This window comes from Streptomyces nigrescens (genome assembly GCF_027626975.1).
Lineage (GTDB): Bacteria > Actinomycetota > Actinomycetes > Streptomycetales > Streptomycetaceae > Streptomyces > Streptomyces nigrescens.
In genome coordinates this window covers 3606009-3620446 of sequence record NZ_CP114203.1, presented here as the reverse complement: position 1 = coordinate 3620446, position 14438 = coordinate 3606009, and the positions used below count along the sequence as shown (strand labels likewise).

At 71.6% G+C, this 14438-nt stretch carries 11 protein-coding genes; 5 read left to right on the top strand and 6 right to left on the bottom strand.

The window, feature by feature from the left end; translation table 11 throughout:
- The first annotated feature begins 47 nt into the window (after positions 1 to 47).
- Together STRNI_RS16135 and STRNI_RS16130 are read left to right on the top strand one after the other, a co-directional pair.
- Positions 48 to 1490, top strand: coding sequence for an amidase (locus STRNI_RS16135; RefSeq protein WP_277411467.1), 1443 nt, complete (start codon positions 48 to 50; stop codon positions 1488 to 1490).
- A 23-nt stretch (positions 1491 to 1513) separates the two neighbouring features.
- The gene (locus tag STRNI_RS16130) at positions 1514 to 2008 is read left to right on the top strand and encodes a MerR family transcriptional regulator (protein ID WP_274737880.1); all 495 of its coding nucleotides are present in this window, start codon (positions 1514 to 1516) and stop codon (positions 2006 to 2008) included.
- On the opposite strand, the gene STRNI_RS16125 is transcribed toward STRNI_RS16130, so the two are convergent.
- The gene (locus STRNI_RS16125) at positions 1998 to 2624 is read right to left on the bottom strand and encodes a TetR/AcrR family transcriptional regulator (protein ID WP_026169567.1); all 627 of its coding nucleotides are present in this window, start codon (positions 2622 to 2624) and stop codon (positions 1998 to 2000) included. The two genes, STRNI_RS16130 and STRNI_RS16125, sit on opposite strands and share 11 nt — an antisense overlap.
- 329 nt (positions 2625 to 2953) lie before the next feature.
- The gene (trhA, locus tag STRNI_RS16120; protein WP_018089279.1) at positions 2954 to 3670 is read right to left on the bottom strand and encodes a PAQR family membrane homeostasis protein TrhA; all 717 of its coding nucleotides are present in this window, start codon (positions 3668 to 3670) and stop codon (positions 2954 to 2956) included.
- A gap of 239 nt (positions 3671 to 3909) precedes the next feature.
- Between trhA and STRNI_RS16115 the strand changes: the two genes are divergently transcribed.
- The gene (locus tag STRNI_RS16115) at positions 3910 to 5751 is read left to right on the top strand and encodes a phosphoenolpyruvate carboxykinase (GTP) (RefSeq protein WP_018089280.1); all 1842 of its coding nucleotides are present in this window, start codon (positions 3910 to 3912) and stop codon (positions 5749 to 5751) included.
- Positions 5752 to 6035: 284 nt separating this feature from the next.
- Here STRNI_RS16115 and STRNI_RS16110 read toward each other — a convergent pair whose 3' ends face one another.
- Both STRNI_RS16110 and STRNI_RS16105 read right to left on the bottom strand, forming a co-directional pair.
- Complete coding sequence (locus tag STRNI_RS16110; protein ID WP_277411466.1) at positions 6036 to 6533, bottom strand: SCO4983 family protein; 498 nt, start codon at positions 6531 to 6533, stop codon at positions 6036 to 6038.
- 85 nt (positions 6534 to 6618) lie between these two features.
- On the bottom strand, positions 6619 to 7830 hold the full coding sequence (locus tag STRNI_RS16105) for a pyridoxal phosphate-dependent aminotransferase (RefSeq protein ID WP_018089282.1): 1212 nt from the start codon (positions 7828 to 7830) through the stop codon (positions 6619 to 6621).
- A gap of 161 nt (positions 7831 to 7991) precedes the next feature.
- Here STRNI_RS16105 and STRNI_RS16100 point away from each other — a divergent pair, with 161 nt between their 5' ends.
- Positions 7992 to 9866 carry a P-loop NTPase fold protein gene (locus tag STRNI_RS16100; protein ID WP_277411465.1) on the top strand — a complete coding sequence of 625 codons (1875 nt, stop codon included), beginning with the start codon at positions 7992 to 7994 and terminating at the stop codon, positions 9864 to 9866.
- 2 nt (positions 9867 to 9868) lie between these two features.
- Here STRNI_RS16100 and STRNI_RS16095 read toward each other — a convergent pair whose 3' ends face one another.
- Together STRNI_RS16095 and STRNI_RS16090 are read right to left on the bottom strand one after the other, a co-directional pair.
- The gene (locus STRNI_RS16095; protein WP_277411464.1) at positions 9869 to 11503 is read right to left on the bottom strand and encodes an N-acyl-D-amino-acid deacylase family protein; all 1635 of its coding nucleotides are present in this window, start codon (positions 11501 to 11503) and stop codon (positions 9869 to 9871) included.
- 215 nt (positions 11504 to 11718) lie between these two features.
- Positions 11719 to 13008 carry an amino acid deaminase gene (locus STRNI_RS16090; protein WP_018089285.1) on the bottom strand — a complete coding sequence of 430 codons (1290 nt, stop codon included), beginning with the start codon at positions 13006 to 13008 and terminating at the stop codon, positions 11719 to 11721.
- A gap of 262 nt (positions 13009 to 13270) precedes the next feature.
- On the opposite strand from STRNI_RS16090, the gene STRNI_RS16085 reads away from it, so the two are divergent.
- Positions 13271 to 14386: a sugar kinase gene (locus tag STRNI_RS16085; RefSeq protein WP_277413257.1), complete on the top strand. Its 1116-nt coding sequence runs from the start codon at positions 13271 to 13273 to the stop codon at positions 14384 to 14386.
- Positions 14387 to 14438 lie beyond the last annotated feature (52 nt).

The following is a 14438-nucleotide window of genomic DNA, read 5'->3' as shown; positions in this document are numbered from 1 at the left end:
GGAGTGAGGAACCCGGCGCTGTCAGAGGCCGGTTGTAGCCTCGCAGTGTGACGAACTTGCTCAGGAAGCGATCACTCGTCCAGGAAGCCGCGGCGCTACGGGCCGGCACGGACGACCCCGTCGACGCGGTCAACCGCTCGTGCGACCGCATCGACACCGTCGATCCGCAGGTGCGGGCCTTCGTGCCCGAGGAAGGGCGGCGTAGCCGGCTTCTGGAGGCGGCGCGACGGGCGGCCGCCGATGTGCGGGGCCCCGCCGGCCGGCCCGCCCTCCATGGCGTCCTCGTGGGTATCAAGGACATCGTGCAGGTCGACGGGTTGCCCACCCGTGCGGGCTCGGCGCTGCCGCCCGAGGCGCTCGGCGGCCCGCAGGCCACCGTCGTCGACCGGCTGTGCGCCGCCGGTGCGCTGGTCGCGGGCAAGACCGTCACCGCGGAGTTCGCCGTCACGGCCCCGGGCCCGACCCGCAATCCGCACAACCCGGCGCATACGCCCGGCGGTTCGAGCAGCGGTTCGGCGGCCGCCGTAGCCGCCGGGATGGTGCCGCTGGCCATCGGGACGCAGACCGTCGGCTCGATGATCCGGCCCGCCGCGTACTGCGGAGTGGTCGGCTTCAAGCCGAGCTACGGGCGGATACCGGTCGACGGGGTGATCCCCAACGCCGCGAGTTTCGACACCCTCGGCTGCTACGCCACGGAGGTGGCGGGTGTCGCCCTGGCGGCATCGGTGCTGGTCGACGGGTGGCAGAGGGGATACCCGCCGAACGAAGCCGGCCGGAGTGCCCGGTGGAGGGATCCGGCGGGGCGCGGGCCGCGCCCGGTGCTGGGCGTGCCGGCCGGTCCCTACCTGGAGCGCGCCGGCGACGAGGCCCTGCGCGCCTTCGAGGAGCAGCGGGAGCTGCTGCGGTCCGCGGGGTATGCCGTCCACGAGGTGCCGGTGATGGACGACTTCGAGCAGATCGTGGAGCAACTGCGCACGATGAACCGCTACGAAGTGGCGCGGGCGCACCAGGACTGGTTCGCCCGCTTCGGCGACCGCTATCGCCAGGAGACCACGGCGGCCATCCTGGAGGGCCGGACGATCGGGGACGCCGCCTACGAGGCGGCCCGGACACGGCGCAACGCCTTCCGCGCACGGCTCGCGGCGGACCGCGCCGCGGCCGGTATCGACCTGTGGATCGCCCCGTCCGCCACCGGGCCCGCGCCCGCCGGTCTCACCACCACCGGCGCCTCGGTCATGTGCCTGCCGTGGAGCAACGCCGGGCTGCCGTCCGTCAGCCTGCCCGCGGGGCACGCCGCCAACGGGCTGCCGCTGGGACTCCAACTCATCGGCGGATCCGGCGCGGACGAAGACCTGCTCCACGGGGCGGCAGGGATCGAGCACGTACTCAACGGGGGCGGGCGGGACACGGCCGTGCCCGGCGAAAGCGCACGGAACGCCGGTGGCCGGCGGAGTGCGGACCGCCGTCCGGGCCCGGAACGGGTGGACTGAGCACTGCGACGAAGGAGGGGGAGATGCGCATCGGGGACGCCGCGGCGGCTGCCGGAATGACACCGCGGGCGCTGCGCTACTACGAACAGCAGGGGCTGGTGACGGCCCGTAGGACGCCGTCCGGCCACCGGGTGTACGACGAGGAGGACATCCGGCGGCTGCGGGCGGTGCGCGAGCTCCGGGACGCGGGGCTGACGGTCGGGGACGTGCGGGCCTTCGCCCATCTGCTGGGCAGGGTGCCGGCCGACGAGGTGCCGGACCTGCTCTCTCAAGAACCCCGCCCGGGCCGCTGTGCGGCGGTGGAGGCGGTGGCCCGGCGCCGGCTCGCCGACCTGGATGCCCGTATCGCGCGGTTGTCGTACCTCCGGGCGCGACTCGCGGCGCGCCTGGGCGAACCGGAGGCCGGGGTGACGGAGCCGGCCTCACCGGGCGGCACGGTACGCGCGGGGGCGGACAGCGGCGCGCTCTTCCGGCTGGCGGACGCGCCGGCCCCGGGCACCCCCGCCGTCAGAGCGTGAGGCCCCGCGCCAGCACGTCCATCGTCTGGTCGATCAGCGCCTCCAGTTCGGCGCTCTCGCCGCCCTCGACCCAGTTCAGCATCGCCTCCTGGAGCGCGGCCAGGATCGCTGCGCTGATCACCCGCAGCTCCAGATCACCGGCGGGGCGGCCGGTGCGCTCCGCCAGCACGGCGCTGATCAACGCGGCGTCCCGGGCGGTGTTCTCGGCCGTACGGCCCCGGATCGCGGGGACTTCACGGATGAGCCGGATGCGCTGCACGAGTTCGCCGCGGTCGGCAGCGGCGATCTCGCGCAGCGCCTCGACCGTGACCCGCCGCATCGACTCGACCATCGGCTCGTCCGCGGGACGGGTCCGCAGCCCGGCCTCCAAGACGGTGTCGTACTCGTCCGTGAGCACGATGTCTTCCTTGGTCGGGAAGTAGCGGAAGACCGTGCTCGGTGAGACATCGGCGGCCTCGGCGATCTGATCGATGGGGGTCGCGTCGTACCCCTGCTCCTCGAAGAGCCGGTAGGCGGCCCGCCGGATCGCCTGCCGGGTCTGGATCTTCTTCCGCTCCCGCAGCCCGACCTTCGGAGTTCCGGGCGGCGTGGTGGCAGAGGTACGTGCGGAGACCATGCGCAGCATTGTCAGGCATCAGGTGTCCCGGAGGCCACGGCCGGGCCCGTGCGGGTACGGCCCCGTACGGGAGTTGGGCCTCAAGACGGCCGTCAGCGGCGCCGCGGACATTCCACGGCTTTGACTGTCGGTGGGGTGTGTCACGCTGTGGCGTGGGAATGGTTACTGTGAGTGAGGTGCAGGGGGTGGGGAGGTGTTCCGTGAAGGTTCCGGTTCCGCGACGACCCTGGTTCTGCGGAGGTCCCGATACGGCGTATGGCCGCGGCCGGGAAGGCCGCGGCCACGGGGCGCGGGGGATCGGGGGTGCCGGCCGCTCGGGCCGGGGTGCCTCAGGAGTGTGTATAGGCCACCAGGGAGATGCCGACGTAGTGCACGACGAAGGCCGCCAGGGTGAAGGAGTGGAAGACCTCGTGGAAGCCGAACCACCGGGGTGAGGGGTTGGGGCGCTTGAGCCCGTAAATGACGCCGCCGGCGCTGTAGAGCAGCCCGCCGACGATGACCAGGACGAGGACGGCGACGCCGCCGGTGCGCAGGAAGTCGGGCAGGAAGAAGACGGCGGCCCAGCCCATGGCGATGTAGCAGGGGGTGTAGAGCCAGCGTGGAGCGCCGACCCAGAAGACCCGGAAGAGGATCCCGGCCAGTGCGGCCGCCCAGACCGCCCAGAGCAGCGTCTGTCCGCGGGAGCCTGGCATGAGCAGCATCGTCAGCGGCGTATAGGTGCCCGCGATGATCAGGAAGATATTGGCGTGATCGAGCCGGCGCAGTACGCCGTCGGCGCGCGGGCCCCAATTGCCGCGGTGGTAAAGGGCGCTGACCCCGAAGAGCAGACAGGCGGTCATGGTGTAGATCGCGCAGGCCAGGCGGCCGCGGGGGCTGTCGGCGAGGGCGGTGAGTATGACGCCGGAGAGGAGCACGGCGGGGAACATTCCGGCGTGGAGCCAGCCGCGGAGTCTGGGTTTGAGGGGTGCGGCCACGGCGGCGACCGCCGCGATCGCGGGCGGAGCGGAGGGGGGCTGGCTCTCGGCGGCGTCGGGCGCGGAAGTCATGGCGCAATGCTACCTACGCGACCGTAAGTTACGGATTCGTGCCGAAGTGGTGACGGTCACGAAGGCGCCCTCTGGACAGAACCCCATAACGGTCGGATGATCAAATGAGTGCGGTCGGCACCGGATGAGCGGTCACGAAGCATCCGGGTCGCAGCCCCCAAGGGGTAGACATCTAAAGAAGCGGATTTTCCCGGTCAAATCGGGCATAAATTCGTCCACACCCTCATCTAGGAGCGATCGTGGCGCGCGACAACGCGGCTCCCCCCGTCCTCACCCGTCACCAGGAGCTCATCTCCTGGGTCGACGAGATCGCAGCGATCACCCAGCCCGACCGGGTCGTCTGGTGTGACGGCTCGGAGGCGGAGTACGAGCGTCTGTGCGAGGAGCTCGTCGACAAGGGCACGTTCAAGAAGCTCGACCCGATCAAGCGCCCCAACTCGTACTACGCGGCCTCCGACCCCTCGGACGTGGCGCGTGTCGAGGACCGCACCTTCATCTGCTCCGCGAAGGAGGAGGACGCCGGCCCCACGAACCACTGGAAGGACCCCGCCGAAATGCGGGCCATCTTTACCGGTGGAGACGGCAGCATCGCCGGTGAGCAGGGCATCTTCCGCGGTGCGATGCGCGGCCGGACGATGTACGTCGTCCCGTTCTGTATGGGCCCGCTCGGCTCCCCGCTCTCCGCGATCGGCGTGGAGATCACCGACTCCGCCTATGTCGCGGTCTCGATGCGCACCATGACGCGCATGGGCCGGCCGGTCCTCGACGAGCTCGGCGAGGACGGCTTCTTCGTCAAGGCGGTGCACTCCCTGGGCGCGCCCCTGGCCGAGGGCGAGGCCGATGTGCCGTGGCCGTGCAACTCCACCAAGTACATCTCGCACTTCCCCGAGGACCGCGAGATCTGGTCCTACGGCTCCGGCTACGGCGGCAACGCCCTGCTCGGCAAGAAGTGCTACGCGCTGCGTATCGCCTCCGTCATGGCGCGTGACGAGGGCTGGCTCGCCGAGCACATGCTGATCCTCAAGCTCACCCCGCCGCAGGGCGAGTCCAAGTACGTCGCCGCCGCCTTCCCGAGCGCCTGCGGCAAGACCAACCTCGCGATGCTGGAGCCGACGATCTCCGGCTGGACCGTCGAGACCATCGGTGACGACATCGCCTGGATGCGCTTCGGCGAGGACGGCCGCCTCTACGCCATCAACCCCGAGGCCGGCTTCTTCGGTGTCGCGCCCGGCACCGGCGAGCACACCAACGCCAACGCCATGAAGACGATGTGGGGCAACTCCGTCTTCACCAATGTCGCGCTCACCGACGACGGCGATGTCTGGTGGGAGGGCATGACCGAGGAGAAGCCCGCCCATCTGACCGACTGGAAGGGCAACGACTGGACCCCGGAGTCCGAGACCCCGGCCGCCCACCCCAACGCCCGCTTCACCGTCCCGGCCGGCCAGTGCCCGATCATCGCGCCCGAGTGGGAGGACCCCAAGGGCGTGCCGATCTCTGCGATCCTCTTCGGCGGCCGTCGCGCCAGCGCCGTGCCCCTGGTGACCGAGTCGCTGACCTGGCAGCACGGTGTCTTCATGGGCGCCAATGTCGCCAGCGAGAAGACCGCCGCGGCCGAGGGCAAGGTCGGCGAGCTGCGCCGGGACCCGTTCGCCATGCTGCCGTTCTGCGGTTACAACATGGGCGACTACATGGGCCACTGGGTCAAGGTCGGTGCCGACAAGGACCAGTCCAAGCTGCCGAAGATCTACTACGTCAACTGGTTCCGCAAGGACGACAAGGGCCGCTTCGTGTGGCCGGGCTTCGGCGAGAACGGCCGGGTGCTCAAGTGGATCGTCGAGCGGCTGGACGGCAAGGCCGAGGGCGTCGAGACCGCCATCGGTGTGCTGCCCACGAAGGAGGCGCTGGACACCGAGGGCCTCGACCTCGACGACGCCGACCTCGACTTCCTGCTCACCGTCGACAAGGACGTGTGGCGCGAGGAGGCGGCGCTGATCCCCGAGCACCTCAACACCTTCGGTGACCACACGCCGAAGGAGCTGTGGGACGAGTACCGCGCACTGGTCCAGCGGCTCGGCTAGTCACCGCCGCGTACACCGCCGAGGCCGGGGCCCCGCACGAGAGGTGCGGGGCCCCGGCTCGTGGGTGCCCGGCGCATGGGCGCCCGCCCTGTGACCGGGCGACGCCACGGACCGTGCGCAGAAAGAGATGCCGGCCGGTTGGGCCGGTGGAGTGATGCGGGGCGGGGAGGCTCCAAGCCGCGGGGGCCCGTCCGCCCCGGCCTCAGGCCGCGACGTCTCGCCGCCCCCGGCCTCAGCGACGTCCCGCCGCCCCCGGCCTCAGCGACGTCCCGCCGCCCCCGGCCTCAGGCCGTGGCGAGGTCCCGGTCCCGCAGTGCTGCAGTGTGGGCCTCCATCCGCTCCGCTGCCAGGGCCATGGCCGCGGAGTCGCCCCGGGAGGTGGCGACCGCAAGGGCGTTCCCGGCCAGGGTGTGAGCGCGCTGCTGGAGGGCCTCGATCCGGGCCGGGGCGCCGCCGTCGGTGGGCTCGGCGCGCAGCGGATAGTGGCCGCCGCTCAGCCGCGCGACCTGCTCGGCGATGCGCTCGGCGGCGGCGGCCAGCGCGGCACCGTCCAGCGCGGCACCGTCCAGCGCGGCACCGTCCAGCGCGGCACCGTCCGGCCCGGTGCCCTGCGCGCCGCCGTCCGTCCGCGTCGCCAGCGCATGCAGCTCATCGGTGACGGTGAGCAGGGCGGTCAGCTGTCCGGCGAGCCGGATGTCCAGCTCCTGTTCGCGTGAGCGGTGCGGGATCTCCGGGGCGGCGGCCATGGTGTGGACCGACTTGGTGCGGATCGGTTCGTACATGGGACGGCCTCCTGAAAACGTCTAGGAGACCATCCTAGCTTAGACACTGTCTAAAGTTGTGGCGCGTACAGAAAATTGCTCCGGGTCAGTACTGTCCGTAACCGTCGAGGAAGGAGCCGATCCGGGTGACGGCATCGGCCAGATCGTCCTTGCTGGGAAGCGTGACCAGGCGGAAGTGATCGGGCTCCGGCCAGTTGAAGCCGGTGCCGTGCACGATCATGATCTTCTCCTCGCGCAGCAGATCGAGCACCATCTGCCGGTCGTCCTTGACCTTGTAGACCTTGGGGTCCAGCCGCGGGAAGGCGTACAGCGCGCCCTTGGGCTTGACGCAGCTGACGCCCGGGATCTGTGTCAGCAGCTCGTACGCCGTGTCGCGCTGCTCCAGCAGCCGGCCGCCGGGCAGCACCAGATCGTTGATCGACTGACGGCCGCCGAGGGCGGTGGCGACCGCGTGCTGGGCCGGCATATTGGCGCACAGCCGCATATTGGCGAGGATCGTCAGCCCCTCGATGTACGAGGAGGCATGCGCCTTCGGGCCGCAGACCGCCATCCAGCCGCTGCGGTAGCCCGCCACCCGGTACGACTTGGACAGCCCGTTGAAGGTCAGGGTCAGCAGGTCCGGGGCGAGCGAGGCGAAGGGGGTGTGGGTGACACCGTCGTAGAGGATCTTGTCGTAGATCTCGTCGGCGCAGACGATCAGGTTGTGCCGGCGGGCGATCTCCGCGATACCGCGCAGCAGCTCGTCGTCGTACACGGCACCCGTGGGGTTGTTCGGGTTGATGACGACGATGGCCTTGGTGCGGTCGGTGACCTTGCGCTCGATGTCGGCGAGGTCCGGCATCCAGTCCGCCTGCTCATCGCAGCGGTAGTGCACGGCCGTACCGCCGGAGAGCGAGACGGACGCCGTCCACAGCGGATAGTCCGGGGCCGGGACCAGCACCTCATCGCCGTCGTCCAGCAGGGCCTGCATCGACATCTGGATCAGCTCGGAGACGCCGTTGCCCAGGTAGATGTCGTCGACGGAGAGGTCGATGCCCTGCGTCTGGTAGTGCTGCATCACCGCGCGGCGGGCGGAGAGCAGGCCCTTGGCGTCCCCGTAGCCGTGCGCCGTCCCGACCGTGCGGAGGATGTCCTCCAGGATCTCGGGCGGGCACTCGAAGCCGAACGCTGCCGGGTTTCCGGTGTTGAGCTTGAGGATGCGGTGACCCGCCGCCTCCAGCCGCATGGCCTCCTCGAGCACCGGGCCACGGATCTCGTAGCAGACGTTGGAGAGCTTCGTTGACTGGATCACCTGCATGTCCGCCACCTTACGGGCGTGTTTCGGTGGCCGCCCGGTGTTTTTCCCCACGTTGATCAGCGGACGGTGTGGAGTTCCTCACGCCCGGTGACGAGGGAGGGGCGCGGTGCTGATTCCGCGGGGCCCCGCGGGCGGGGGCATGCGCCGCTACGCTCCGGTACATGTCCGCCTCGGCACCGTTACCCCCGGCCGCACCGCTGTTGGCCGCACCCTCGTCACCCGGCCCGTTCGCGCTGCTCAACGATGAGCCGGTGGTCGAGTCCGGAGCGGATCTGCTCGGCGCCGGCCGGGCCGCCCGCCGCCTCGCCGGGCTCCTGGTTGCCTCCCGCGACTCCACCCCCTTCACCCTCGCCGTCGACGCCGGCTGGGGTATGGGCAAGAGCAGCCTGATGCGGCTGGTCGACGCGGAGCTGGCGCAGGCCCCCGAGGTGCACACCGTCTGGTACAACGCCTGGACCTCGACCGGCGCCGACGCGCTGGAAGGGCTGATCAAGTCCGTACTGATGCGGTTCGACCGGCGGGTGCTGCGGCGCGGACTGCAGCGGATCTCCGAGCGGCGCGCACTGCTGCGGGCCGTACGGTCCGTGCTGACGGTCGCCGCCGGGCCGCTCGGGGTGGCCGGCCTGGTCGACGAGTTGTGGCGCAGCCTGTCCGTCAACTCCCAGGCCCGCAACGAGATGCGTGGGGCGATCGGGGAACTGGTGCAGGAGTGGTCGCAGACCGACGACTTCCGGCCGCGCCGGCTCCTGGTCGTCTTCATCGACGACCTCGACCGCTGTTCGGAGGAGACGGTGCTCGCCGTCTGCGAGGCGGTGAAGGTCTATCTGGACGTGCCGGGGCTGGAGTTCGTCATCGGCTGCGACCGTTCGGCGCTGGCGCCCAACGGGCTGTTACGTGATCTGTCGCCCGCCGCTTCGGCCTTCATGGAAAAAATCTTCCAGACCAGCTATCGCATTCCGGTCCCCGACCAGCGGGGTGTCCGGGAGTACATCGACCGCTGCGCCCGCGCCGTCGGGATCGACCAGCTCCTGGACGAGCGGCTGACCACCCTGCTCGCGGAGCGCTCGGCCCGCAATCCGCGCCGCATCAAGCGTCTGGTGAACGGCTTCGTGCTGGAGGCGACGCTCAATCCGATGTGGGAGGACTTCCCGCCCGAGGCGGTGGTCAGGACGTTGCTGCTGCAGTACTTCTACCCCGACTTCTACCGGATGGTGGCCGGTGCCCCGGGGCCCGGTGTGGGCGATGTGATCGCCGAGTTCCGTACCTATCAGCAGGTGCGCCGGCTGCTGCGGACACCGCAATCGGTTCCCGAGGCGGAGCTGCACCGGGTGAACCGCTTTCTGCGCGAGCACGACCTGCCGGAGCAGAACCTGAGCACCGCGGCACGGGGCGAGACCCTGAGCCGGCTGGAGCGCCAACTGCCCAGCGGTTTCCCGGAGATGGTGTCCGACCAGGAGTTCACCTCGCTGATCGAGGGGCTGGTGGCGCTGCCCCGCTCCGACGAGCTGCTGCGACGGTTGCGCGAAGGGGCCTCACTCCCGGCTCCGGTGCCGCCGGAGCCCGCCCCGTACGTCCAGGCGCGTCCGCCTCAGGGGCAGCTGTACGGCACGGTGCCGCCGGCGTGGACCGCGGCACCCCGCGCGGCTGACCAGGTGCTGCACGGTGTGCACATCCTGTGGGTGGACGACCATCCGCGGAACAACGAGACGCTGGTCAACGCCTTCCGGGCGGCGGGCGCCGTGGTGCGGATCGCCGAGGATTCCCAGGCCGCGGATGCCGCCCTCGCCGTCGGGACACCGACGATGGTCGTCTCCGACATCGACCGGGGAACCAATCCGCGGGAGGGCCTGGAGCACATCGGGCGGCTGCGGCGTGAGGGCCGCTACACCGGTCCGGTCGTCTTCTACGCCGGCCGTGTCACACCGGAACGGATCGCGCTCACCCAGCAGTTGGGGGCCCATCTGACGAGCAGCGGGCCCGAGATCGAGCGGCTGGTGCTGCGCGCGGCCGAAGGGCAGCTGCCGCCGCCCGGCTGACCTCAGCCCCGGCCTGACGCCGTCCGCCGTACCGCCCGCCCCGCCAGTACATCCGTCCGCCGCCCGTCCTCCATCACGAACCGGCCGTCGATCAGCACATGCGGGATGCCGGTGGGAAGAGTGCGCGGGGCGTCGAAGGTGGAGCCGGCGGCGACCGTTTCCGGGTCGAAGAGGACCAGGTCGGCGCGGTAGCCCTCGCGCACCAGGCCGCGGTCGGGGAGCCGCAGCCGGGCGGCCGGGCGGGCCGTCAGATGCGCGACACACTCCTCCAGCGACAGCACCCCCAGCTCGCGGACGTACCTGCCCAGGTACTGGGGGAAGGTGCCGTACGCGCGCGGATGCGGCTTGTCGCCCTGGAGGATGCCGTCGCTGCCGCCGGTGTGCACCCGGTGGCGCATGATCCGGCGGACGTTGTCCTCGTGGCCGACGTGCTGCAGGATCGTCGAACCGAGGCGGTCCTCGATCAGCAGCCGGCGGGCGGTCTGCCACGGCTCCTCACCGCGCTCCGCGGCACTACGGGCGACGGTCTTGCCGACGTGGTCAGCCAGCGCGGGGTCCGAGACACCGGAGATCTCGATGGTGTCCCAGTCGATGGGTACCCCATGACAGCCGTCGGCGCCCTCCACCTCCATGACGTGCCGGATGCGGGCGGCCGTCGCCTCGTCCCGGAGGCGGGCCATGATCACCCCGGGACCGCCCTCGCTCGCCCAGCTCGGCAGCATGGCGACCAGGGTCGTACAGCCGGGGGTGTACGGATAGGTGTCCAGGGTGAGGTCCGCGCCGGCGTCCAGCGCGCGGTCCAGGAGTGCCAGCAGTTCGGGCGCGCGGCCCTCGTTGACGCCGAAGTTCATGGTGGCGTGCGCCAGATGCAGCGCACAGCCGGCCTCACGGGTGAGGGCCACCATCTCCTCGTACGCCTGGAGGGCGCCGGCGCCGTAGGAGCGGTGGTGCGGGCAGTAGTAGCCGTCGTAGCGGGCCACCACCCGGCACAGTTCGTTCAGTTCGGCGTCGGAGGCGTACATGCCGGGGGTGTAGGTCAGACCGGAGGACAGCCCGACCGCGCCCTGTTCCAGGCCCTCGGCGACCAGCTGCCGCATCCGTGCCAGCTCGTCGGCGGTGGCCGCGCGGTCGTCCCAGCCGACGGCGAGCATCCGAACGGTGCCCTGCGGGACGAGATAGGCGGCGTTGACGGCGATGCCCTGGCCGTCGAAGCCGTGGTCGAGGCGGTCGAGGTAGCCGCCGACGGTGCGCCAGTTGAAGTCGAGGGAGGTGTCCCCGGGCGCTCCGCCGTTCCAGCCGGCGATCTGGGCGCGGACCTCGGCGAGGGTGCGGTCGTCGACCGGCGCGTACGACAGACCGTCCTGGCCGAGGACTTCGAGGGTGACGCCCTGGGCGGCCTTCGCCTCGTGCCCGGGGTCCCGCAGCAGCGCGAGGTCGCTGTGCGCGTGCATGTCGATGAAGCCGGGGGAGAGGGCGAGGCCCTGGCCCTCCACCACACGGGCGGCGCCCGGACGCGGGCCCCCGTCCGACGCGCGGTGGATCTCGGCGATCCGGCCGCCGGACAGGGCGACATCGGCGCGGTAGGACGGCCCGCCGGACCCGTCGATGACGCGTACGTCGCGGAACACGGTGTCCATGGTGAAGCCTGCCTCTCTCGGTACCTCGGCGGCTCGCTCTGTCAGTGCCTCGGTGCCCAGGGGACGTGCGGTCGCAGGGGCGTGGGGCCGGCGGCGCGCGCCGCGGGGGATCGGCGCGCACCGCCGGCGGTCCGGGGGCGGGCGCGGAGCTCCGGCCCGGGGAGCCGGGCGGGGCCGGGGGCGGCCCCGCCGGGCAGGTCCTGGAAGAAGCAGGCCTAGAAGAAGGTGCGGATGAAGTCCGTGACCGTGCCGTCCTCTTCGACCAGCGGAATCAGCTGCCACTTGTCGAAGGACGTGCAGGGGTGCGACAGACCCAGCCCGACCCAGTCGCCGACCTCCAGGTCGCCGGCCCGCTCGGTGCTGACCCAGGCGTGCTGGTCGGACAGCTTGGTGACGGTGAGCCCGTCCGCCGGGCGCAGGCTGCCGTCCCGGCCGGACCGTACGACCAGGGCCCGCGGCAGATCCAGGTCGTACGCCGCATCGCGCTTGCCCGCGTTGAGGAATGCCTGCTCGGGCGTGGGGCGGGAGACGACCTGTGCCCAGAGGCGGAAGGCGGGCTGCAGGGCGCCCTCCTCCGGGACGCGGTTGAAGGGGGTCAGCCGGCGGTAGTGCCCGTCGTCGTGCGAGACATACGCGCCCGAGCGCAGCAGCTTGAGGACCGGGGCTGACAGCTCCGGGATCTCGGCGAAGACCTCGGCGACCGTGTCGAACCAGGCGCTGCCGCCGGCGCTGATGACGATCTGGTCGAGGTCGGCGAACCGGCCCGCCTTGTCGAACTCCGCGGCCAGCGCGACCAGTCGGCGCATCCAGGCGTCCACCCGCTCGGCGGTGGCGTCGGGGACCTCGCCCTCGTAGCCGGCCACGCCGACCAGGCGGAGGGTGTCCACGCCCGCGATGGCGTCGGCGAGTTCGAGGCACTCGGCCTCGGTACGGACCCCGGTACGGGCGCCCTCCCCGGCGCCGAGCTCGACGACCACGTCCACCGGGCGGACCGCACCGGCCTCGCGCAGCGCGGTGTCCATCAGCTCGATTCCGCGCAGCGAGTCGACGTAGCAGAGGAAGCGGAAGTCGGGGTCGGCGGCCAGCTCGGCGGCGAGCCAGCGCAGCGCGGCCGCGTCCACCACCTGGTTGGCCAGGAAGATCCGCTGGATACCGAAGGTGCGGTAGACGCGGGCCTGGTGGGGGACGGCGGCGGTGATGCCCCAGGCGCCGTGCTCCAGTTGGCGGGCGAAGAGCTGCGGGGCCATGCAGGTCTTGCCGTGCGGGGCGAAGGCCAGGCCGTGCCGGGTGGAGTAGGTCTCCATGAGGGCGAGGTTGTGCTCGACCGACTCGGCGGAGAGGGCGAGGACGGGGGTGGTGAAACCGTCACCGAAGAGGTTGCGGCGCTCGGCGGCCAGCTCGCCGACGGTCCGGCCGTCGGCGTCCGGGGGGAGGCCCTTGAAGCGGTGATCGACCCGTTCGTCCGCGAGTCCCTTGAGTCCCTGCGCGAGCCGTTCGCCGGCCATGCGGCCTCCTCAAAAGATCATGTTGCACCATCTGCAACGCTCATTGCGCGTATCGCTAACCGCTGTCTAACATCCGCAGCATTGCCCGGTCAATGGTGGGAAACACGGCGGGAAACGGCCGGAACACCGAGGCTCCCGGCCCGGCACGCACCGCAGCGAAGGAGCGGAACCGATCGTGATCCAGCCCCCGGACGTCAGCGGCACCACCGGCCGGGACGGCGCGTCCGTCCCGGTCGTCGATGTCGTCTGCCTCGGCGAGTCCATGGTCACCTTCCTGCCCCGTCTCCCCGGGCGGCTCGCCGACGTCCCCTCCTTCGACCGCGCCATCGGCGGCGCCGAATCCAACGTCGCCTGCACCCTCGCCTGCACCGGCCACACCACCCGCTGGATCTCCCGGGTCGGCACCGACGGCTTCGGCGACCACCTCCTGACCGCCATCGCCGAATGTGGCGTCGACGTCGCCCATGTCCGGCGCGACCCGCTGCGCCCCACCGGCGTCTACTTCCGCACCGCCGGCGACCGCGCCACCGGCACCCACGAAGTCGCCTACTACCGCGCCGGTTCCGCCGCCTCGGCCATGACGGCGGACGGCCTGGATGCGGCCGCCCTCCGCGCCGGCCGCATCCTGCATCTGTCCGGCATCACGGCGGCGCTCTCCGCGGACTGCCTCGGCCTGCTGCGGGAACTGACCGCCCGCCGCCCAGGGCGCCCGCTCCTCTCCTTCGACGTCAACTACCGGCCGGGGCTGTGGCGCGACACCGCACGGGCCCGGGTACTGCTCGACCTCGCGCGCGGCGCGGACCTCGTGTTCGTGGGCGACGACGAGGCCCGGGACGCCTGGGGCCTGCATGGTCCCCGGGCCATCCGCCGCGCACTGCCGGAACCGCAACTCCTGGTCGTCAAACAGGGCAGGGCCGGAGCCACAGTGTTCCGGCGAACGGGAGGGCCGGACTTCCGGCGTACAGGAGAGACGGACCTCCGGCGTACGGGAGAGCCAGACCTCCGGCGTACGGGAGAGACGGACCTCCGGCGTACGGGAGAGCTGGACGGACGCCGCGACGACGCCACCGCCACCTTCGTGCCCGCCCTGAACGTCGACCTCGTGGCAGCCACCGGCGCCGGCGACGCCTTCGCCGCCGGCTTCCTCTCCGCCACCCTCCGCGGCCTCCCGGACCGCGACCGCCTCCGGCACGGCCATCTGTGGGCCGCCGCCGCCCTCACCGTCCCCGGCGATCTCGCCACCCCGCCGAGCCGGCCGCAGGCCGACCGCTTGGCCGCCCTCGACGACACGGCCTGGGAGAGACTGCACCTCGGTCCCGGCTGGACCGACGCCGACGTATCCGGCCGCAGGGCCGACGAGGAGGTACCTACGCAGTGAACGAGCGATGCGAGAGAACCACCGGGAGGCGCGCGCCGGGCGAGGGCGACGC

What these genes read in the sequence shown, in the direction of transcription:
- STRNI_RS16130 (WP_274737880.1), top strand. Translation starts at nt 1,514, where the DNA reads ATGCGCATCGGGGACGCCGCGGCGGCTGCCGGAATGACACCGCGGGCG.
- STRNI_RS16125 (WP_026169567.1), bottom strand. Translation starts at nt 2,624, where the DNA reads ATGGTCTCCGCACGTACCTCTGCCACCACGCCGCCCGGAACTCCGAAG.
- trhA (WP_018089279.1), bottom strand. Translation starts at nt 3,670, where the DNA reads ATGACTTCCGCGCCCGACGCCGCCGAGAGCCAGCCCCCCTCCGCTCCG.
- STRNI_RS16110 (WP_277411466.1), bottom strand. Translation starts at nt 6,533, where the DNA reads ATGTACGAACCGATCCGCACCAAGTCGGTCCACACCATGGCCGCCGCC.
- STRNI_RS16105 (WP_018089282.1), bottom strand. Translation starts at nt 7,830, where the DNA reads ATGCAGGTGATCCAGTCAACGAAGCTCTCCAACGTCTGCTACGAGATC.
- STRNI_RS16100 (WP_277411465.1), top strand. Translation starts at nt 7,992, where the DNA reads ATGTCCGCCTCGGCACCGTTACCCCCGGCCGCACCGCTGTTGGCCGCA.
- STRNI_RS16095 (WP_277411464.1), bottom strand. Translation starts at nt 11,503, where the DNA reads ATGGACACCGTGTTCCGCGACGTACGCGTCATCGACGGGTCCGGCGGG.
- STRNI_RS16090 (WP_018089285.1), bottom strand. Translation starts at nt 13,008, where the DNA reads ATGGCCGGCGAACGGCTCGCGCAGGGACTCAAGGGACTCGCGGACGAA.
- STRNI_RS16085 (WP_277413257.1), top strand. Translation starts at nt 13,271, where the DNA reads ATGGTCACCTTCCTGCCCCGTCTCCCCGGGCGGCTCGCCGACGTCCCC.